Genomic DNA, 20,134 nt, shown 5'->3' with positions numbered 1-20,134 from the left:
ACGAACGGTGGAGGGGGGCGGCAATGCTATTTTGCCAGCATTGCCGCAGCGCGGGCGGCGGCTTCGATGGCTGCCAGATCGGGCACACCCTTGGGCACCAGCCACGATCCGCCGCAGCACAGCACCGGATCGAGCGCCAGCCAGTCTGGCGCACTGGTCTGGGTGATTCCGCCGGTCGGGCAGAACCGGGCCATGCCGAACGGCGCGGCGATTGCTTTCAGCGCCGGGATCCCGCCATTGGCTTCGGCCGGGAAGAACTTGAACCGGTCGATCCCCAGATCCAGCCCGCGCATCACGTCGGACGAGGTGGCGATGCCGGGAAGGTAGGGCGCCTTGGCCGACAGCGCGGCCTTTGCGAGACTCTCGGTCAGGCCCGGCGAGACGATGAATTCGCTGCCGGCCTCGAGCGCGTCTTCCAGCGCATGTTCGTTGAGCACCGTTCCCGCTCCGACAATCGCGCCGGGGACCTGCTTCATCTCGCGGATCACATCGAGCGCATCGGCGGTGCGCAGCGTCACTTCGAGCACCCTTAGCCCGCCCTTGACCAGGGCTTCGGCAATCGCCGCGGCATAGCGGACTTCATCGATCACCAAGACCGGGATCACCGGGGCCGTGCGCATGATCGTTTCGATAGGGCTCACGAAAGGTGCTCCTTGGCAAAGGCGGCCGCGGCGCCAAACAGGCCGGGCTGGGGATGGGTGATCAGCTTGACCGGCAGTGCGCCCATCAGTTCGGCAAAGCGGCCCTTGGCGGTGAACCGGGTGGCAAAGCCTGACCGCAGCAAAGTATCCTTGATCCGCAGGCCCAGTCCGCCGGCGATCACCACGCCCGACGCGCCCTGGGCCAGTGCGGCGTCACCCGCGAACGAGCCGAGCGAAAGGCAGAACCGGTCAACCGCAGCAGCGGCCAGGCTGTCTTCGCCCGAAGTGCCAAGCCCCCACAGCGTACGGTCATCGACCGGCTGGATCGCACGACCTTCCATCGCGGCCAGCGCTTCATGGATATCGACCAGCCCCGGGCCCGAAACCACGCGTTCGACCGAGACCCGGCGATAGCGCTGGCGCAGCCGTGCCAGGATCGCGTCCTCGATGCTGTCCACCGGGGCGAAATCGACATGGCCGCCTTCGGTCGCCTGGACGCGGTAGTCACCCAGTCCGCTGCGCCAGATATGCGCCACGCCCAGCCCGGTGCCCGGCCCGACGATCGAGATCGTCCCGCTGGCCGGCAGCGGCTGGTCGGGCCCGGCCAGGTGGATGAAATGGCTGTCATCGGCGCAAGCCACGGCATGCCCGACCGCACCGAAATCGTTGATTACGGAATAGCGGTCAGCGCCCAGCTTTTCCGGGATCAGCGCCGGGCGGATCACCCAGGGGTTGTTGGTGAAGCGGATCACTTCACCGCCCACCGGCCCGGCAATGGCAATCGCTACTGCGCCGGGCAGCTTGCCGCCCTGCATTCGTGCGAAGTCTTCCCAGGCGGTCTGGAAACTGGCGTGATCGCTGGTGTGCAGCGTTGCCGGTTCGTCCAGTTCGATGCTGCCATCGGCAGCGATCCGGGCCAGTGCAAAGCGGGCATGCGTGCCGCCGATATCGACAGTGACAATCTCGGTCATAGCGCTCCCTCTGCCAGCATTGCCGATCCGCCCTGTTCGGCGCTGTCGGCGTAGTGGCGCATCATCGCAAACAGCTCGCGGCCCATCCCCATCGGCGCGGTTGGCGCTGCGGCTGGCTCACGCCCGGCCAGGTCGGCCAGCACTTCAAGGCTGCCCGAATGGCCGCACAGCCGGATCACATCACCATCGCGCAGCAGCGCCAGCGGGCCGCCGCCCAGCGCTTCGGGGGTGACGTGGATCGCGGCCGGGACCTTGCCGCTCGCGCCGCTCATCCGCCCGTCGGTGACCAGCGCGACCTTGAAGCCCCGGTCCTGCAGCACGCCCAGCGGCGGGGTCAGCTTGTGCAGTTCGGGCATGCCGTTGGCGCGCGGACCCTGGAAGCGGACCACCACGATACAATCGCGATCAAGCTCACCCGCCTTGAAGGCGGCCTGCACCGCTTCCTGGCTGGAAAAGACCCGGCACGGCGCCTCGATCGTCCAGCGTTCGGCTTCGACCGCGCTGGTCTTGAACGTGCCGCGGCCCAGGTTGCCCTGCACCAGCCGCATCCCGCCATCGCCCTGGAACGGCGTGGCTACCGGGGCCAGGATCGCGGGATCGCCGCTTTCCAGCGGGACCGGCCGCCAGGCGAGCGTCTCACCATCAAGCACCGGTTCCTGCGCATAGGCGCGCATCCCGCCTGCGGCGACGGTCAGCAGGTCATCATGTGCCAGCCCGGCGTCGAGCAGTTCGCGCACCACGAAGCCCATCCCGCCAGCGGCGTGGAAGTGGTTCACATCGGCCGCGCCGTTGGGATAGACCCGCGCGATCAGCGGGACCACGGCTGACAGCTCGTCGATGTCCTGCCAGTCAAGCCGGATCCCCGCCGCCCGCGCCATGGCTGGCAGGTGGATTGCATGGTTGGTCGAACCGCCGGTGGCCAGCAGGCCGACCACCGCGTTGACCACTGCCTTTTCATCGACCAGGCGGCCCATCGGGCGAAAGTCCGCTCCTTCGCGGCCCAGTTCGGCCAGGCGGTGCACGGCCTGGCGGGTCAGGGCCGAGCGCAGCGGCGTGCCCGGCGGAACGAAGGCCGCCCCCGGCACGTGCAGCCCCATCATTTCCATCATCATCTGGTTGGAATTGGCGGTGCCATAGAAGGTGCAGGTGCCCGGGCTGTGATAGCTGGCGCTTTCGCTTTCCAGCAGGTCGGCGCGGCTGGCCTTGCCTTCGGCATAAAGCTGGCGGACCTTCTGCTTGTCCTTGTTGGCCAGGCCCGACGGCATCGGCCCGGACGGCACGAACACCGCCGGCAGGTGACCAAAGCGCAGCGCGCCGATCACCAGCCCGGGGACGATCTTGTCGCAGATCCCCAGCAAGGCCATGCCATCGAACATCGCATGGCTCATCGCAATCGCGGTGGACATGGCAATCACATCGCGGCTGAACAGCGACAGTTCCATGCCGTCCTGCCCCTGCGTCACCCCGTCGCACATCGCCGGAACCCCGCCCGCAACCTGCGCGGTGGCTCCCACTTCGCGGGCATAGAGCTTCATCGCTTCGGGATAGCGGCCATAGGGCTGATGCGCCGACAGCATGTCGTTGTAGGCGGTGACGATCGCCAGGTTGGGACCGCGACCGCTCTTGATCGCGGCCTTGTCATCCAGCGCGGCGGCAAACCCGTGGGCCAGGTTGCTGCAAGACAGTGCATTGCGATTAGGAAAGCGTTCGGCCTCGCGCTCGATCAGTTCCAGATAGCGACCGCGGCTGTCTTTCGACTTGTCGATGATCCGCTGGGTCACGCGCTCCAGAACGGGATGCAGCTTACTCATGCCAGGTCACCCCGTCGCGTTCGGCCAGGGCAATCGCGGCCGATGGCCCCCAGCTGCCAGCGGTATAAGTCCTGGGCGTGACGCCGTGCTGGGCCCAGCTGGCACGGATCGCGTCGATCCAGTCCCACTGCGCCTCCACCTCGTCGCGGCGGACGAACAGCGTCTGGTCGCCCTCGATCAGGTCGAGCAGCAGCCGTTCATAGGCGATCCGCTTTTTCGGACCGGCAAAGGCATCGGGCATGGTGATGTTGAGCGGGACCGAGCGCAGCCGGATCCCCTCGCGGTCAAGCCCGGGCACCTTGGCCATCAGTTGCAGCCGGACGTTTTCTTCGGGCTGGATCCCGATCACCAGCGCGTTGGGCTGGGTCAGCGCCCCGCGCGAGGCGAAGATCGAATGCGGCACGCGTTTGAAGTTGACCACGATCTCGGTCTTGCGTTCGGGCAGGCGCTTGCCGGTGCGCAGGTAGAACGGCACGCCTTTCCAGCGCCAGTTATCGAGGTGGGCCTTGATCGCGACGAAGGTTTCGGTGTCGCTGTCGCGGCCCAGCTCGTCATCATAGCCCGGTACCGGCTGGCCATCGATCGCACCCTTGCGGTACTGGCCAGTCACCGCCTCGCTGGTTTCGATCAGCCGCAGCGCGCGCAGCACCTTGACCTTTTCATCGCGGATCGCGGTGGCATCGTAATTGGCCGGCGGCTCCATCGCCACCAGCGCGAGCAGCTGCAACATGTGGTTCTGGACCATGTCGCGCAGCGCCCCGGCACCGTCATAATATCCCGCGCGGCTTTCCAGCCCGACAGTTTCGGCGATGGTGATCTGGACATGATCGATATGCGCCGCGTTCCACAGCGGTTCGAACATGATGTTGGCAAAGCGCAGTGCCAGCAGGTTCTGGACGGTTTCCTTGCCCAGATAGTGGTCGATCCGGAAGATCCGGTCTTCCGGAAAGGCGCTGGCCACCGCGTCGTTGATCTCGCGGCTCGATTCAAGGCAGGTGCCCAGCGGCTTTTCCAGGCCGATCCGGACCTTGTCCCCGGTCAGCCCGGCGTGGCGCAGGCCGGCAATGGTCGGTTCGAACAGGCTGGGTGCGGTTGACAGGAAGATCGCCATGCCGCGCTCGATCGTGCCGATCTCGTCCGACAGGCTGACGAAGTCTTCGGGCCGGGTGGCGTCGAGCACCTGATAGGACAGGCGCTGCAGAAAGCCGTCGATCGCCCCCTTGCGGAAATCGGGCAGGTATTTCTCCAGCGCCTCGCGGGCGAAGGTGCGATAGCTGTCATCGTCGTATTCGCTGCGCGCGGTGCCCACGATCCGCAGGTCGGGCGCGATCAGTTGATCGTCGTGCAAGGCGCACAGCGATGGCAGCAGCATCCGCTGGGCCAGGTCGCCCGTGGCGCCGAACAGCAACAGCCGGTCTGCGGTAAAGCTCATCCGCGCAATACTCCTACGCTTCGGATTTCCTCTCGATCCGGGCCAGGCAGGACTAGCAGCCGGGGGCAGGGGAGGCCAGACCAGCGCATTCCAATTCAAAGCGCCGGAAGCCGCCTGAATACGATTGTGCTGCGGGGCTGGCGGCGGCGCGGCCCAGCGGTTAGAGCCACGGCAAAGGAGATTCGTCGATGCGCCGCACCCCGCTTGCCCTTGCTGCTGTCCTTGCCCTGGCCCTGTCCGCTCCCCAACTGGTGGCCAGGCCCGCCAAGCCCAAGGGGAATCCGGCGGCCGAAGCCCATGCGCTGGACCTGGCCAAGCGGCTGATCGCGATCCGTTCGGTGCGCGGGCCCGGCAATCAGACCGACAAGGCGATGCGGGTGGTCAAGGGTGACCTGATGCAGGGCGGCTGGGCCGATGGTGACGTTGAAATCGTGCCGGTCGATGATACCGCCTACCTGATCGCGACCTGGCCGGGCAGCGACCCCGCGCTCAAGCCGCTGGTGATCTCGGGCCATGTCGACGTGGTCGAAGCCCGGCGCGAGGACTGGCAGCGCGATCCCTTCGTTCCGGTGGTCGAAAACGGCTATCTGTTCGGGCGCGGATCGCAGGACATGAAAGTCGATGTCGCGCTGGCCACGGCCAGCCTGATCGCCTTGCGCAAGAGCGGCTACAAGCCGCGCCGGACCATCGTGCTGCAGTTTTCGGGCGATGAGGAAACCACGATGAAGACCAGCCGGCTGATCGCCCAGCGGCTCAAGAATGCCGAACTGGTGGTCAATGTCGATGGTGGCGGCGGCACCTTGGACGAGGCGAACTCAAAGCCGCTCTACTGGACCTGGGAAGGCGCGGAAAAGACCTATGACGACTATCAGCTGGAAGTGACCAACCCGGGCGGGCACAGTTCCGCCCCGCGCCCCGAGAACGCGATCGTGCAGCTGGCCACCGCCGTCGGCAAGGTGGGTGCCTATCGCTTCAAGCCCGAGCAGAATGCGATCACCAAGGCCTATTTCGAACGCGCTGCCCAGTTCGAAGCCGATCCCAAGACCGCCGCGGCCATGCGCGCCTTTGCCGCAAACCCCCAGGACGCCGAGGCGGCTGCCGTGCTGCGGGCCAACCCGGCCTATGTCGGCAAGGTCAGCACGACCTGCGTTGCGACCATGGTCAATGGCGGCCATGCCCAGAACGCGCTGCCGCAGCGCGCCACTGCCAATATCAATTGCCGGGTCTTCCCCGGCCACAGCCGCGAGGAAATCCGACAGGAGCTGGAACAGGTGATCGGCATGCCGGTCGTCAAGGTTACCGCCACTTCGGGCGAGGATTCGATATCGTCCCCGGCCTCGCCAATGCGGCCGGACTTTGTCGCTGCGGCGGAAAAGGCGGTGCGGCTGTCCTATCCGGGCTTGCCGGTGATCCCCAGCCAGGCGTCGGGTGCATCGGATTCGATGTGGTACCGGGCGCTGGGCGTTCCGGCCTATAATGCGAGTCCGCTGTTCAGCAAGGATAGCGAGGGCTTCGCCCATGGGCTTGACGAGCGCGTCCCGCTGCTCAACTTCGGCCCGGCGGTGACCTATTACCTAAGCCTGATTACCGACCTTTCGAAATGACGGTATCAAGCGCGGCCTGGGCGATCTCGATCGCCTCTGCCGCGCTGAAGGCCTGGGGCGAGAGACACAGCTCAAGCCACAATCCGTCGATCAGCGCGGTCAACGTGATCGCCGCATAGCGCAGTTGCGCCTGGGGCACTCCGCAATCGCCGAGCAGCCCGGCCAGCCGCGCGCGGAAAAAGGCGTACTGCTCGTCATGCTGGCGGGCGATGTCGGGGCGCGAACGAACCAGGCTCCAGAACGCGATCCAGGTCGCCAGCAGCTCACCACTCGCCACCGGCGGGCGGAAGCTGGCGGTAACATAGGCGTCCAGCCGCGCGCGCGGATCAGGCCCGGCCAGGGCCAGAGCGGCATCGATTGCCGCGCTGACCTGCGCTTCAACATGGGCATAGGTTTCCGCGACCAGCGCATCGACCCCGGCAAAGTAATGCCCGACCAGCCCCGGTGAAACCCCGGCTTCCAGTGCAATCGCTCGCACGCTGACTCCGGCCACTCCGTCGCGCGCCAGCACGCGGGCGCAAGCCTCGATCAGACTGAGCCTGCGCGCATCCGGCTCGGCGCGGGTAAAGGCGGGTTTGGCACTCACTTGCGATGGTCTAGCACTTGTTGTACGAACGTCCAACAAGCAAGATCGGATTCGCCCCCCATGACCAAGCTCGACCACGCCCCATTGGCTTCTAAGCTGGCAATGATCGACAGCGCCGATGTCGATCCCGATGCGGACTATTCGCTGCCGGGCTGGATCTACACCGACGAGGAATTCCAGCGGCTTGAGGTTGAGCGGATCTTCCGCCCGTCATGGCAGATCGTTTGCCATGTCAGCGAGGTGCCCAATCCTGGCGATTACCAGACCCTGGACTATGTCGGCGAAAGTGTGGTGGTGATCCGCGGCGATGATGGAGAGCTGCGCGCCTTCACCAATGTCTGCCGCCACCGCGCGATGCGGCTGGTGCAGGGGCCGTCAGGCTGCGCCAAGAAGCTGGTCTGCCCCTACCACGCCTGGGTTTATGAAACCGACGGGCGACTGACCGGGGTGCCGATGAAGGGCGAATATCCCTCGCTCAAACTGGAAGAGAACGGACTGGCCCCGGTCGCGCTGGAAGTGTGGCACGGCTTCATCTTCGTGCGGCTGGAAGATGCCGGGTTCCCCAGCGTGGCCGAAATGATGGCGCCCTTCGATGCCGAGGTTGCGCAGTACCGGTTCGAGGACATGCGCAGCATGGGCCCGGTCCGGCACCGCCCGCGCGACGTCAACTGGAAGAACGTGGGTGACAACTATTCGGACAACCTCCACATCCCGGTGGCGCACGATGGCCTGTCGCGGCTGGTCGGCAAGACCTACCGGATCGAGGCGCATGGCTGGGCCGACCGGCTCTATGGCGACGTGGTGAAGAACGAAAAGCAGAACTACTGGGAAAAGTTCTATTCGGCGCACATGCCCCGGGTCGATCACCTGCCCGAAGAGGCGCATGGCCGCTGGCTCTATTACAAGCTGTGGCCGAACATGGCGTTCGACATCTACGCCGACCAGATCGACTTCATGCAGTGGCTGCCGATCAGCCCGACCACCTGCCTGCTGCGCGAAGTGGCCTATTGCCTGCCTGACGACCGGCGGGAGATGAAGCTGGTGCGCTATGCCAACTGGCGGATCAACCGCAACGTCAACGCCGAAGACACCTGGCTGATCAACAATGTGCAGATGGGCATGGCCAGCAAAAGCTATGGCACCGGTCCGATCGCCACCAGCGAGGTCTGCCTGCGCAGCTTCGCCCGCAAGATCCGCGCGCTGATCCCCGAAGCCCGGCAGCCGTTCGCGCCGCCGGCGGGGTGGAGCCGCAAGGTCTGACTTTCCTACACTACCGCAAGCTGCCACATTCGCCCCTGGCCGGAAAATCAGCTGTTTTTTCCGCTTTTGAACCCTGTGTAAGTTGTCAACTTCCGAAGGACCGCCATGACCAAGACTTATGACGCCATCATCATCGGCGGTGGCCACAATGGCCTGACCTGCGCCTTCTACCTGGCCAAGGCCGGGATGCGCGTGCGCGTGCTTGAACGGCGCCACATCGTTGGCGGCGCGGCGGTGACTGAGGAATTCCATCCCGGCTTCCGCAATTCGACCGCCAGCTACACCGTCAGCCTGCTGCGCCCCAAGGTGATCCAGGACATGCGGCTGCATGACTATGGCTACAAGGTCATCGAGCGGACGATCTCCAACTTCTTCCCGTTCGAGAACGACTATGTAAAGCTGGGCGGTGCCCCCGGCCGGACCGAAGCCGAATTCGCGCGCTTTTCGAAGAAGGACGCTGAAGCCTATCCGAAGTATGACGCCGCGCTGGAAAAGGTCGCCAACGTGCTGCGCGATCTGGCGCTGCAGATCCCGCCCAATGTCGGCGGCGGCCTGTCATCGCTGATGGCGGCGGCGAAACAGGGCTGGCCGATGGCCAACCTTGACCTGTCGGTGCAGCGCGACCTGCTCGATATCTTCACCAAGTCGACCCGCCAGTTCCTCGATGGCTGGTACGAACATGACTATGTCCAGTCGGCCTTCGCTTTCGATGCGGTGGTTGGCAACTATGCCGGGGTTTCAACGCCCGGATCGGCCTATGTCCTGCTGCACCACGTGTTCGGCGAAGTGAACGGCAAGCTGGGCGCCTGGGGCCACGCGGTCGGCGGCATGGGGGCGATCACCCAGGCCATGGCGCGGGCCTGCGAGGATGCCGGGGTCGAGATCAGCCTTGAGGCTCCGGTCGCCAAGGTGCTGGTCGATGGCGGAAAGGTGAAGGGCGTCCAGCTGGAAAGCGGCGAGGAACTGGCCGCCAGCGTGGTCGCTTCAAACGTCGGGCCGGCACTGCTCTATCGCCAGATGGTCGATTCAAGCGATCTGGATGATGACTTCAACCGCCGGATCAAGGGGTACAAGACCTGCTCGGGCACCTTCCGGATGAATGTCGCGCTGTCCGAACTGCCCGACTTCTCGGTGCTGCCTGGCAAGAGCCTGGCCGAACACCACACCGCCGGGATCATCATCGCGCCCGGCATGGATTACATGGACCAGGCGTTCATTGACGCCCAGCAGCACGGCTGGTCGAAGAAGCCGATCGTCGAGGTCAAGATTCCGTCAAGCGTTGACAACACCCTGGCGCCCGAAGGCTGCCATGTCGCCTCGCTGTTCTGCCAGCAGTTCGATCCGACCGTCGATTGGGATGCCAACCGCGACAAGGTGGCGGACCTGATCATCGACACCGTCAATGATCATGCTCCCAACTTCAAAAAGAGCGTGATCGCCACACAGATCCATTCGCCCTGGGACCTCGAGCGCAAGTTCGGCCTGGTCGGCGGTGACATCATGCACGGGACCATGGGGATCGACCAGCTGTGGGCGGCGCGCCCGGTGCTGGGCCACGGCGATTATCGCGGGCCGATCAAAGGCCTCTACATGTGCGGTGCGGGCACCCATCCGGGCGGCGGCGTGACCGGCGCGCCGGGCCACAATGCGGCCCATGCGATCCTGGCCGACCGGCCGCTGCTCAGGAAGATCCTGCGCTCCTGATCCGGATATTGAGCATGTGCAGCGGCAGGGCGGTCAGCAGCAGCAGGCCGCCCCAGGCCAGCACTTCCCAGCCGGCACCCACCAGTGTCCACAGCGAAAAGGCCAGCGCCAGCAGTGCGACCGGTCGCACCACCTTGAACCGCAGCGCCACGACGCAGACGCCCAGGTAAAGGATCAGGTTGGTCGAAGAGGTCAGCCGCATCATGAAATCGAACAGCCCGGCAGTGCCGCGCGACAGGTTCGACAACACCAGCACCGAGGCGCAGATGCTGGCTGCGATCACCGGGCGCGCGGCGATGCCGTGCGCGCTCAGCTTGCCGATCGGATCGGGGATCAGCCCGGTCCGGGCCATGCCCAACGGCACTTCGCCCGAAATCAGCACCCAGGCGTTGAGGCAGCCGATCGCCGAAATTGCGGCAAAGGCAGCCACAGCCTGTCCGGCCCAGGGACCCCAATAGCGCGAAACGAAATCGGCCACCGGTGCGCCCGAATTGGTCAGCTGCTCGGTGGGCATGGCAAAGGCGATGCCTGTGCTGATAACCAGGTACAGGGCGCCGATCAGCGCGGTTCCGGCGATTGTCGCCAGGGGCACGTTGCGTTCGGGCTGGCGCACGCGCTCAGCCGCCATCGCCGCGGTCTCGAAGCCAACCAGGGCATAGAACACCAGGTTGAGCACGCCGGGCAGCTGGCTGGTTGAAAAGGGTGCCTGACGGACCTGTGAAAAGGCCTCACCGCCGCCCAGCACCAGCCGCAGCAGGATCAGCACTACCGCGATCAGCGGCAACAGCTTGAGCAGGGTGGTCAGCACCTGAAACCGCCCGGCGGTGCGCGCGCCGGTCAGGTTCATCGCGGTGATCACCCAGATGATCGCCACCGCGCCCAGCGCCACGTTAAGCGGGCTTTGCCCCAGCCAGGGCACGAACACCGCCAGATAGCTCGCCCCGGTGGTCGCCAGCACTGCAACGCTGGCCCAGACCGAAACCCAGTAGGCCCAGCCCATCAGCACACTGACACCCGCGCCCAGCCCGTCGGAGCACAGCTCCATCAAGCCGCTGGCCTGAGGGCGGGCGCGCACCAGCGCACCGATCGTCAGGCCCAGCAGCATGGTTCCGGCAATCGCTATCAGCCAGCCCGCCACCGAGGTCTGGCCATAGGCGGCCAGCTGGCTGGGCAGCACGAAGATCCCGGCACCGATCGTGCCGCCCACCACCAGCGCGGTGGCGGTCCACAGGCCGAAGGGGCGCTCAAGTGTCTGATCCTGCTGTTGCGCCATGCCCGCTCCCGCTGTTTTGTTGTAGTCGGCGCAACCTATCGCTTGATTGGCGCGCGTCACCATGTTTCTTGGCGCGCCATGGCAAGTGTGACCACCCAAAGCTGGCTTTCGCGGCTCGGCAAGTACCATCCGCGCGTGGTCGATGCCGCGCTGGCCATGAATGAGAACGATATTCCCCGCGCTGAAATGCAGCTCAGGGCGCACCTGAAGGAAGATCCGTTCGATGTCCCCGCGATCCGGATGTTGGCAGAACTGGCCGGGCGGATCGGGCGCTATCGCGATTCCGAAACGCTGCTGCGCCGCGCGCTGGAACTGGCGCCGGGCTTTACCGCCGCGCGGGCCAATCTGGCGCTGGTGCTCTACCGCCAGAACCGCCCCGAAGAGGCGATCGCCCAGCTTGATCAGGTGATTGCCGAAGAGCCCGAGAACCCCGGCCACGCCAACCTGCAGGCTGCGGCCAAGGGGCGGATCGGCGATTTCGAAGAGGCCATCAAGCTCTACGAGCGGGTGCTGGCGGCGGCCGGCAACCAGCCGCGCGTCTGGATGAGCTTTGGCCACATGCTGAAGACCGTCGGGCGGCTCGATGAAGGCGTGGCCGCCTATCGCCGGGCGATCGAACTGATGCCGGCGCTGGGCGAGGTTTGGTGGAGCATGGCCAACCTCAAGACCGTGAAGTTCAACGACCAGGACATCGCCGCGATGGAAGCTGCGCTGGGATCGGCGGACCTGGCCGATGAAGACCGCTTCCACCTCGACTTCGCGCTGGGCAAGGCGCTTGAGGATCGCGGCCAGGCCGACCCGGCCTTTGCCCACTATGCCCGCGCCAATGCCCTGCGGCGGCAAAGCCTCGACTATTCGGCCGAGGAGAACAGCCGCTTCGTCGATCGCCTGATCGAGATCGCCACGCCCGAATTCTTTGCCGAACGAGCCGGGCAGGGCTGCGATGCGATCGACCCGATCTTCGTGCTGGGCATGCCGCGTGCCGGCTCGACACTGGTCGAGCAGATCCTCTCCAGCCACAGCCAGATCGAAGGCACCACCGAACTGCCCGACATTCCCGCGATGGCCCGGCGGGCGGCGAACTATCCGCTCAACCTGCCCGAGCTCAAAGGCGACAAGCTGGCCGAACTGGGCGAGGAGTTCCTGCGTCGCAGCCGCGTGCAGCGCAAGACCGAGCGGCCGCTGTTTATCGACAAGCTGCCCAACAACTGGCTGCACCTGGTCTATATCCTGGCGATCCTGCCCAATGCCCGGATCGTTGATGCCCGGCGCCATCCGCTCGGCTGCTGCTTCTCCAACTTCAAGCAGCATTTCGCGAAGGGGCAGGCTTTCAGCTACAGCCTGGATGATATGGGGCGCTACTATGCCGACTATGTTCGGCTGATGGCTCATCTCGACCGGGTTCTGCCCGGGCGGATTCACCGGGTGATCTATGAGCGCATGGTTGATGACACCGAAGTGGAGGTGCGGGCACTGTTGAGTTACATTGGTGTGCCCTTTGAGGATGCGTGTCTGGCCTTCTACAATACGAATCGCGCGGTGCGCACGCCCAGCTCGGAACAGGTTCGCCAGCCGATCTTCCGTGAAGGCACCGAGGCCTGGAAAGCGTTCGACGCGCACCTTGATCCCTTGCGCAAGGCCCTGGGGCCAGTGCTTGAATCTTACCCGGATGCGCCGGAGACGTGATAAAAGTGTCACGCCCGGCCGCAGATGCGCAAAATGTTAATGTCCGGCCTTGACCTAGGCCCGCGCAGGAATCAGGGTTTTGCTGACTACGCAAGAAAATGAGGGGAATTGCATGCGTACCTCCTACCGCCGCGCCACCTTTGCGGCACTGTTCGCTTCCACCGCGCTGATTTCGGCGCCGGCTTTCGCCCAGGAAGCTGCGGCCGACGATGAAAATGCTGACGAAATCGTCGTGACCGCCCAGAAGCGTTCGGAAAGCCTCCAGAACGTGCCGATTTCGATCCAGGCGCTGGGGACCCAGAAGCTCGAGCAGCTCAACATCTCGAATTTCAACAATTACGCCCAGCAGCTCCCCTCGGTCTCGTTCCAGGGTTCGGGTACCCCGGGCGTGAACGTGATCTACATGCGCGGCGTCGCTTCGGGCGGTGACGGTAACCACTCGGGCTCGTTGCCCTCGGTCGGCGTCTATCTTGACGAGCAGCCCGTGACCACGATCGGCGGCAACCTCGACGTGCACATCTATGACGTGGCGCGCATCGAAAGCCTGTCGGGCCCGCAGGGTACGCTTTACGGCGCCTCTTCGCAGGCCGGTACGATCCGCATCATCACCAACAAGCCCTCGACCAGCGGGTTCGAAGGCGGGATGGACGCGGAAATAAACTCGGTCGCCCATGGCAAGGTTGGCGGCAAGCTTGAAGGCTATGTCAATGCGCCGCTGGGTGGCAGTGCCGCGCTGCGCGTGTCGGGCTTCTACCAGCGCGACGCGGGCTATATCGACAATGTGGCTGGAACGCGCTGTTTCCTGGGCACGGGCTGCGTCAACAACAATGCTTTCGTGGAGCAGAACTACAACGACACCGAAAGCTATGGTGGCCGCGCCGCACTGGGCATCAACCTCGATGACAACTGGACGGTCACGCCGTCGGTGCTCTACCAGAACACCAAGTCGAACGGCATGTACGCCTTCGATCCCTCGGTGGGGGACCTGCAGGTCCAGCACTTCTTCCCCGAATTCCGCACCGACAAGTTCGTGCAGGCGGCGTTGACCATCGAAGGCAAGGTGGGCAATTGGGACCTGACCTATGCGGGCGCCTACCTTGATCGCAAGACCTTCAGCTCGAGCGACTATACCGACTATTCGGAAGCCTATGACCAGCTCTATTCGTATTACGGCGGGATCGCCGGATACCTTTATGTTTGGGACCAGTTCGGCAACGATATCGATCCGCGCCAAAAGGTGATCGGCAGCGATCACTTCAAGAAGTTCAGCCAGGAACTGCGGATTGCTTCGCCGTCGGACAAGCCGTTCCGGATCGTTGCCGGTGCGTTCTATCAGTATCAGTCGAACGATATCCATCAGGATTATCAGGTGGCTAACCTTGGCCCGCTGGTGTCGGTCAACGGACTGCCTGGCACGCTGTGGCTGACCCAGCAGCACCGTATCGACAAGGACTATGCACTGTTCGGCGAAGCGACCTTCGACGTGACCGAGCAGTTTACGCTGACCGCCGGGGTTCGCGGCTACAAGTACGACAACTCGCTGATCGGGTTCTTCGGCTTTGGCCGCAATCCGGGTAACTGGTTTAGCGACGGTCCGTACAACGCTGCGGGCTCCTCGCGTACCGGTGTGGCCGGCTGCTTCACCACCACGGGGTCGCGTCTGCGCCCCGTCGCGGGTACGCCAGGTGTCACGCTGGCACCGGCCGCTGTCGATGGTAGCCCTTGCACCAACCTGGGCGTCTGGAACGGCAGCGGCGTCGATCCGGTTCGCGCCAAGGGCGATGGTCTGACCTGGCGGTTCAACGCCACGTACAAGTTCAGCCCCAGTGTGATGGTCTACAGCACCATTTCGAAGGGCTTCCGTCCGGGCGGGATCAACCGCCGCGCGGATGTCGCGCCCTATGGCGTGGATACGCTGATCAACTATGAAACCGGTTGGAAGACCACGCTGGCTCCGGGGCTGCGCTTTAATGGTGCGATCTATCAGCAGGACTGGAAGAAGTTCCAGTTCTCTTACCTGGGCGCCAACAGCTTCACCGAAATCCACAACGGTCCGGACGCCCGGATTCGCGGGATTGACGTCGATCTGGCCTACAACCGCGGCGGATTCAGCCTCAACCTGGCGGCGGCCTATACCGACGCCAAGATGACCAAGAACCTGTGCGAAACCGACGATCCAACCTACCAGTGCAACGGCGGAACGGAAATCGTCTCCCCCGCCGGGACGCGTCTGCCGGTCACACCGAAGTTCAAGCTGTCGGGTACGGCGCGCTATTCGGCGAATGTGGGTGACAACACCAAGGCCTATGGTCAGGTCAACGTGGCCTATCAAAGCTCGGCGACCGGTGACGTGCGCTTGGCCGAGGCCACTGCGCTTGGCCGCCTGCCTGAATTTGCGACCGTCAACCTCGCTTTCGGGGTGGACCTCAGCAAGCTCAATCTCGAACTGTTCGTTTCGAACCTGTTCGACGAACGCGGCCAGATTTCGCGCTATGTCTCTTGCGGGCAGTGCTATCAGCGCCCCTACGTGGTGCCGATCCAGCCGCGCACGATCGGAATGCGAGTGGGCTACGATTTCTGATCGCAGCTGAATTGAACTGGGCGGCGCCCCGGGTCCTCACGGATCCGGGGCGTTTCCTTTTGAGGGATCGTCAGCGCAGCTTGGCTACAAGGTGACGGGCGCCCAGGCTGACTTCGTCCCAGGTTGCCAGAAAGCCTTCTTCATCCCCGTACCAGGGATCGGCTACCGCCTGTCCTTCGCGCCCGGGAACCAGGTCCAGCAGCAGCGACAGCTGCGCGGAATGTCCGGCCGGAGCAATCCGGCGCAGGTTTGCCAGGTTCGAATGATCGAGCGCGAAGATGTGGCTGAAGCGCGTGAAATCGGCAGAGATGGCCTGCCGACCGCGATAGCCCGAAATGTCGATCCCGAACCGAGCCGCCGTGCGGATTGCGCGCGGATCGGGTGCTTCGCCCACATGGTAGTCTGCCGTCCCGGCCGAATCCGCCAGCATGCTAAGCCCGGTCTGCTCGGCCGCAGCGCGAAATGCGGCCTCGGCCAGCGGCGAACGGCAGATGTTGCCCAGGCAAACGAACAGAACCGCCGGACTAGTCATCATCCGGTCCATACCGCTCAAGCCGGAAGGCGGCCTTGAGATAGTCTTCGGCTGCTGCCTTGAGCATCGGTTCCTTGGCAAAGGCATCTGCCGGCAGCGGCGCTACATCCAGCGCATCCATCAGGCACCACAGCGCAAACTTGCGGCCTGGCTCGCGCTCCACGCCAAAGCCGATCTTCAGTCGCTCCAGTGCCAGTTCGTACTCGGCTTCGGTCAGGCTGGCCGGATCGTCGGTGCCGAAAAAGTGGACCAGCAGCGCGTCGAGATCCATGGCTCAGAGCCAGCCCAGCGACTGCGCCGCCCAAACCGCACCGCCACCTGCAACCAGCGCGACGAGGTAGCCTGGCCAGCGCCGCTCCTTGCCCTTGCTGTCCCAGACCAGATCGACATCGGGCAGCGGCGGAGCATCGGGCGCGCCGCCCTTGGGCGGGAATTTCTCTTCGATCCGCCGCACCAGATCGGGCAGACGCAGTAGCGTTTGCGCATCACTGCGCAGCCGATCGGCCAGAGCGGCTTCGGGCCCAAGTTCGTCGCGGATCCAGTCGCGTACATAAGGCGAGGCGACATCCCACATGTTGATCTTGGGATCGAGCTGGGTCGCCAGACCTTCGACCATGACCATGGTCTTCTGCAGCAGCAGCAGGTGCGGCTGGGTCTGCATGTCGAATTCGCGGGTAATCGCGAACAGGCTGTCGAGCATCTGCCCGACCGAAAGCTCGCTCACCGGCCGTCCGCGGGTCGGTTCGCCCACCGCGCGCAGTGCCGTGGCGAATTCATCGACCGAATGGTAGCTCGGCACGTACTGCGCTTCGAAATGGATCTCGGCGACACGGCGATAATTGCCGGTGGTCAGCCCATAGAGGATTTCCGCCAGCCACAGCCGGGCGCGTCGGTCGATCCGGCCCATGATCCCGAAGTCGATCGCGGCGATGGTGCCGTCGGCCTGAACGAACAGGTTCCCCTGATGCATATCGGCATGGAAATAGCCGTTGCTGATCGCCTGGCGCAGGAAGGTCAGCACCAGTCGCTGGGCAAGGGCTTCAAGGTCATGCCCGGCAGTGCGCAGTGCTTCCGTTTCGCTGATCTTGATGCCGTCGATCCAGTCAATCGTCATCACCCGCCCGTTGGTGCGGTCCCAGTCGATCCCGGGTACGCGGTAGTGGTCCGTACCCTTCATCAACTCGGCCAGCTCGCTGGCCGAAGCCGCTTCGCGCCGCAGGTCAAGCTCACGCAGGGTCCAGCGCTTGAAATTGGCGATGACCAGCCGGGGGCGCAATCGCGCCGCTTCGCCGCCCAGCGCCTCAACATGCGCGGCGGCCCATTCGTAGGTCTGGATATCCGCGCCGAACTTTTCGCGGATTCCCGGGCGCAGAACCTTAACGGCGACAGTGCGCCCATCGATGGTAACCGCCTTGTGCACTTGCGCGATCGACGCGGCACCAACCGGCACCTCATCAATGCTGGCGAACAGGGTCTCGATCGGCTTGCCGAAGCTGGCCTCGATCTCGCGCCGGATCGCAGCAAAGGGCACCGGCGGCAGGCTGTCCTGCAACAGCAGCAGGTTGTTCGCCGCACTCTCGCCGACGATATCGGGCCGGGTTGCCAGGGTCTGGCCCAGCTTGATCGCAGCCGGGCCAATCGCCTGGAAAGCACCGGCATAGTCGGGCGTAGCGGGCTGGAAGGTGCCCAGCCGGGCCAGCCGGGTCATTCGGCGGACCTGGGGCGGAGTGTTTGGGTCACCTTCTATCCCGCGCAGCGCGCCATGCCTGGCAAGCGTGCGGCCCCAACGCAGCAGGCGCCAGATATGAGTGGCGGGACGGGTCAGATCTTCCACCCTGAGTGGATCGCCACCAGCCCGCCCAGGATCGGCTCGACCTTGGTGCGGGCAAAGCCCGCCTGGCGGATCATCGCCTCGAATTCGGGCATGGGCGGGAACCGGCGGATCGATTCGATCAGGTAGCGATAGCTATCGGCATCACCGGCGATCTTCTCGCCGATGACTGGCACCAGCTTGTGTGAATAGAGATCATAGACCTCCTTGAAGCCCGGCCATTCGGTGGTCGAGAATTCCAGGCAGAAGAACCGCCCGCCGTGCTTCAGCACCCGGTGTGCTTCGGCCAGCGCCTTGTCGATGTGCGTCACGTTGCGGATCCCGAAGGCGATCGTGTAGCCATCGAAGAAGCGGTCAGGAAAGGTCAGTTCCTCGGCGTTCTGGCGCGACCAGACCAGTTCGTCATAGCCACGCTCCATCGCGCGTTCGATGCCGACATCCAGCATGTCTTGGTTGATGTCGCTGACAGTGATGATCGCGCCCTCACGGGCCATGCGGAAGGCGATGTCGCCGGTGCCGCCCGCCATGTCGAGGATCTGCTCACCCGGGCGCGGTTTGACGCGGCGAACGAACTTGTCCTTCCACAGCCGGTGCATGCCGCCCGACATGGCATCGTTCATCACGTCGTACTTCTTCGCGACGCTGGAAAAGACCGCGCCGACGCGGGCGGCCTTGTCATCCGCGTCGATCGTTTCGTAGCCGAAAGATACCTGCTTGTTCATGGCCCGCGCCTTAGCGGCAAGCGCGGCGCGGTGCCAGTGAATAGAATGTGGTTTTCGTGCAATCAGGCCGGCGGCGGGAACATGTACTGGCCCAGGTGGCCCAGGAAGTCCTGCTTGCCCACATCGATGCCGTTGGCGCGCAGGATCGCGTAAGTCATCGATGCGTGGAAATAGAAGTTGGGCAGCGCGAACCCGGTCAGGAACGTCGCCCCGTCGAACCGCAACCCGGCGCCATTGGGGAAGGTGATCACCACTTCCTTGGCCAGCCCTGCATCATAAGCGGCAGGATCGACCGATTGCAGGAAGGCGATGGTCTTGTCGCAGCGGTCCTTGAGTTCGGCAAAGCTGGCCTCGGTATCGGGCATCACCGGGGCTTCGATCCCGGCCAGGCGGGCGCCGGCGCCTTTGGCAGCGTCGGCAGCGATCTGGATCTGGCGAGCCAGTGCAAACATGTCGGGCGCCAGCTTGGCTTCGATCAACTGGGCTTCGTCGCCTTGGGCCGCAGCCTTGTCGAGCCAGTTCTTGATGTTGTTCAGCATGGCGATGAAGGCCGGAACGGTGGCGCTATGCATTTTCTCATTCTCCCGGGGAAGGTTGTTGTGGAGCAAGTGCTAGCGCGGCAGTGGTTTAGTTGCAATACGAAACCAATTGCTCCGCCAGTTGGCTTTGCCTAGCCAAACTGCATGCCGGAACTCCCCGAAGTTGAAACCACTGTGCGCGGTCTGGCGCGATACCTGGACGGTGCGCGTCTTGCCCGCGTGGAAACCCGTCGGGCCGATCTGCGGCGGCCGTTCCCTGCTGATCTGGTTCAGGTGTTGACCGGGGCTACCGTGACCGGGCTGGGGCGCCGCGCCAAGTACGGTTTGATCCACACCGATCGCGGTCAGTCGATGGTATTTCACTTGGGGATGTCCGGTCGTTGGCGGATCGAGCCCGAGGAGCTGGGCAAGCACGATCATCTGGTGCTTGAAACCGAAGCGGGCCACCGCCTTTCGCTGTGCGATCCGCGGCGCTTTGGCTCAGTCGATTTGGTGGAAGAAGCCCGGCTGGGGAAATGGCCGGCCTTCGCCGCGCTAGGACCAGAGCCAATCGGCGCCGCTTTGACCGCCAGCCATCTCAAGGCGGCGCTGAAGGGACGCAGCGCGGCGATCAAACTGATGCTGCTTGATCAGCGGGTGGTAGCAGGGCTGGGCAATATTTATGTCTGCGAAGCTCTATTTCGCGCCGGGATCGATCCGCGCAAGGCTGCGGGCAATGTATCGGGGACGGCACTTGAACGCCTGGTTCCCCAGATCAAGGCGGTGATTGGCGAGGCGATCGAGGCGGGTGGATCGACCTTGCGGGACTATGCCCAGCCCGATGGTCAACTTGGCTACTTTTCAAAGCGCTTCGACGTCTACGACCGACATGGTCAACCCTGTGCCCGCTGCGGTGCGCCATTGCTGCGCTTTGCCCAGGGCGGGCGAAGTACCTGGCATTGCGGCAAGTGCCAGAAGTAAT

17 protein-coding genes are annotated in these 20,134 nt (G+C 64.4%); 6 read left to right on the top strand and 11 right to left on the bottom strand.

Going from position 1 to position 20,134, the window contains the following annotated elements:
* Window positions 1-26: 26 nt before the first annotated feature.
* Genes eda through zwf form a run of 4 tightly spaced genes read right to left on the bottom strand, consistent with a single transcriptional unit; the run spans window position 27 to window position 4,855 of the window.
* Window positions 27-641 carry a bifunctional 4-hydroxy-2-oxoglutarate aldolase/2-dehydro-3-deoxy-phosphogluconate aldolase gene (gene eda / locus IT549_RS10850; protein ID WP_292973023.1) on the bottom strand — a complete coding sequence of 205 codons (615 nt, stop codon included), beginning with the start codon at window positions 639-641 and terminating at the stop codon, window positions 27-29.
* Window positions 638-1,612, bottom strand: coding sequence for a glucokinase (locus tag IT549_RS10845; protein ID WP_292973021.1), 975 nt, complete (start codon window positions 1,610-1,612; stop codon window positions 638-640). Before IT549_RS10845 ends, eda begins: the two co-directional genes overlap by 4 nt.
* Window positions 1,609-3,423 (bottom strand): phosphogluconate dehydratase, encoded by a 1,815-nt coding sequence (gene edd / locus IT549_RS10840; protein ID WP_292973019.1) that lies wholly within the window; start codon window positions 3,421-3,423, stop codon window positions 1,609-1,611. The genes IT549_RS10845 and edd overlap by 4 nt, the downstream gene beginning before the upstream one ends.
* Window positions 3,416-4,855 (bottom strand): glucose-6-phosphate dehydrogenase, encoded by a 1,440-nt coding sequence (gene zwf, locus IT549_RS10835; RefSeq protein ID WP_292973017.1) that lies wholly within the window; start codon window positions 4,853-4,855, stop codon window positions 3,416-3,418. The genes edd and zwf overlap by 8 nt, the downstream gene beginning before the upstream one ends.
* Before the next feature lie 188 nt (window positions 4,856-5,043).
* Between zwf and IT549_RS10830 the strand changes: the two genes are divergently transcribed.
* Window positions 5,044-6,459 carry a M20/M25/M40 family metallo-hydrolase gene (locus IT549_RS10830; RefSeq protein ID WP_292973015.1) on the top strand — a complete coding sequence of 472 codons (1,416 nt, stop codon included), beginning with the start codon at window positions 5,044-5,046 and terminating at the stop codon, window positions 6,457-6,459.
* Here the strand turns inward: IT549_RS10830 and IT549_RS10825 are convergent.
* Window positions 6,440-7,045 carry a TetR family transcriptional regulator C-terminal domain-containing protein gene (locus tag IT549_RS10825; protein WP_292973013.1) on the bottom strand — a complete coding sequence of 202 codons (606 nt, stop codon included), beginning with the start codon at window positions 7,043-7,045 and terminating at the stop codon, window positions 6,440-6,442. The two genes, IT549_RS10830 and IT549_RS10825, sit on opposite strands and share 20 nt — an antisense overlap.
* 102 nt (window positions 7,046-7,147) lie before the next feature.
* Here IT549_RS10825 and IT549_RS10820 point away from each other — a divergent pair, with 102 nt between their 5' ends.
* Both IT549_RS10820 and IT549_RS10815 read left to right on the top strand, forming a co-directional pair.
* The gene (locus IT549_RS10820; RefSeq protein ID WP_292973136.1) at window positions 7,148-8,305 is read left to right on the top strand and encodes an aromatic ring-hydroxylating dioxygenase subunit alpha; all 1,158 of its coding nucleotides are present in this window, start codon (window positions 7,148-7,150) and stop codon (window positions 8,303-8,305) included.
* 105 nt (window positions 8,306-8,410) lie between these two features.
* Entirely contained in the window at window positions 8,411-10,009 is a 1,599-nt protein-coding gene (locus tag IT549_RS10815; RefSeq protein WP_292973011.1) for an NAD(P)/FAD-dependent oxidoreductase, read from the top strand.
* Here IT549_RS10815 and IT549_RS10810 read toward each other — a convergent pair.
* Window positions 9,987-11,282: an amino acid permease gene (locus tag IT549_RS10810; protein WP_292973009.1), complete on the bottom strand. Its 1,296-nt coding sequence runs from the start codon at window positions 11,280-11,282 to the stop codon at window positions 9,987-9,989. The genes IT549_RS10815 and IT549_RS10810 overlap by 23 nt on opposite strands.
* Window positions 11,283-11,360: 78 nt before the next feature.
* On the opposite strand from IT549_RS10810, the gene IT549_RS10805 reads away from it, so the two are divergent.
* Window positions 11,361-12,968: a tetratricopeptide repeat-containing sulfotransferase family protein gene (locus IT549_RS10805; protein ID WP_292973007.1), complete on the top strand. Its 1,608-nt coding sequence runs from the start codon at window positions 11,361-11,363 to the stop codon at window positions 12,966-12,968.
* A gap of 112 nt (window positions 12,969-13,080) precedes the next feature.
* Window positions 13,081-15,549 carry a TonB-dependent receptor gene (locus tag IT549_RS10800; RefSeq protein ID WP_292973005.1) on the top strand — a complete coding sequence of 823 codons (2,469 nt, stop codon included), beginning with the start codon at window positions 13,081-13,083 and terminating at the stop codon, window positions 15,547-15,549.
* A gap of 70 nt (window positions 15,550-15,619) precedes the next feature.
* On the opposite strand, the gene IT549_RS10795 is transcribed toward IT549_RS10800, so the two are convergent.
* From IT549_RS10795 to IT549_RS10775, 5 genes are all read right to left on the bottom strand, one after another.
* Window positions 15,620-16,081, bottom strand: a complete 462-nt coding sequence (locus IT549_RS10795; protein ID WP_292973003.1) for a low molecular weight protein-tyrosine-phosphatase — start codon at window positions 16,079-16,081, stop codon at window positions 15,620-15,622.
* Window positions 16,074-16,352: a hypothetical protein gene (locus tag IT549_RS10790; protein ID WP_292973001.1), complete on the bottom strand. Its 279-nt coding sequence runs from the start codon at window positions 16,350-16,352 to the stop codon at window positions 16,074-16,076. The genes IT549_RS10795 and IT549_RS10790 overlap by 8 nt, the downstream gene beginning before the upstream one ends.
* A 3-nt stretch (window positions 16,353-16,355) precedes the next feature.
* Window positions 16,356-17,906, bottom strand: coding sequence for a 2-polyprenylphenol 6-hydroxylase (gene ubiB / locus IT549_RS10785; RefSeq protein WP_292973134.1), 1,551 nt, complete (start codon window positions 17,904-17,906; stop codon window positions 16,356-16,358).
* Window positions 17,903-18,634 carry a class I SAM-dependent methyltransferase gene (locus IT549_RS10780; RefSeq protein WP_292972999.1) on the bottom strand — a complete coding sequence of 244 codons (732 nt, stop codon included), beginning with the start codon at window positions 18,632-18,634 and terminating at the stop codon, window positions 17,903-17,905. The genes ubiB and IT549_RS10780 overlap by 4 nt, the downstream gene beginning before the upstream one ends.
* 62 nt (window positions 18,635-18,696) lie before the next feature.
* Window positions 18,697-19,206: a DUF1993 domain-containing protein gene (locus IT549_RS10775; protein ID WP_292972997.1), complete on the bottom strand. Its 510-nt coding sequence runs from the start codon at window positions 19,204-19,206 to the stop codon at window positions 18,697-18,699.
* A gap of 111 nt (window positions 19,207-19,317) precedes the next feature.
* On the opposite strand from IT549_RS10775, the gene mutM reads away from it, so the two are divergent.
* Window positions 19,318-20,133 (top strand): bifunctional DNA-formamidopyrimidine glycosylase/DNA-(apurinic or apyrimidinic site) lyase, encoded by an 816-nt coding sequence (gene mutM / locus IT549_RS10770; protein ID WP_292972995.1) that lies wholly within the window; start codon window positions 19,318-19,320, stop codon window positions 20,131-20,133.
* Window position 20,134 lies beyond the last annotated feature (1 nt).

Source organism: Novosphingobium sp. (genome assembly GCF_020852455.1).
Taxonomy (GTDB): domain Bacteria; phylum Pseudomonadota; class Alphaproteobacteria; order Sphingomonadales; family Sphingomonadaceae; genus Novosphingobium.
The sequence above is the reverse complement of the archived record's forward strand: the minus strand, read 5'-3'. Positions and strand labels throughout refer to the sequence as shown.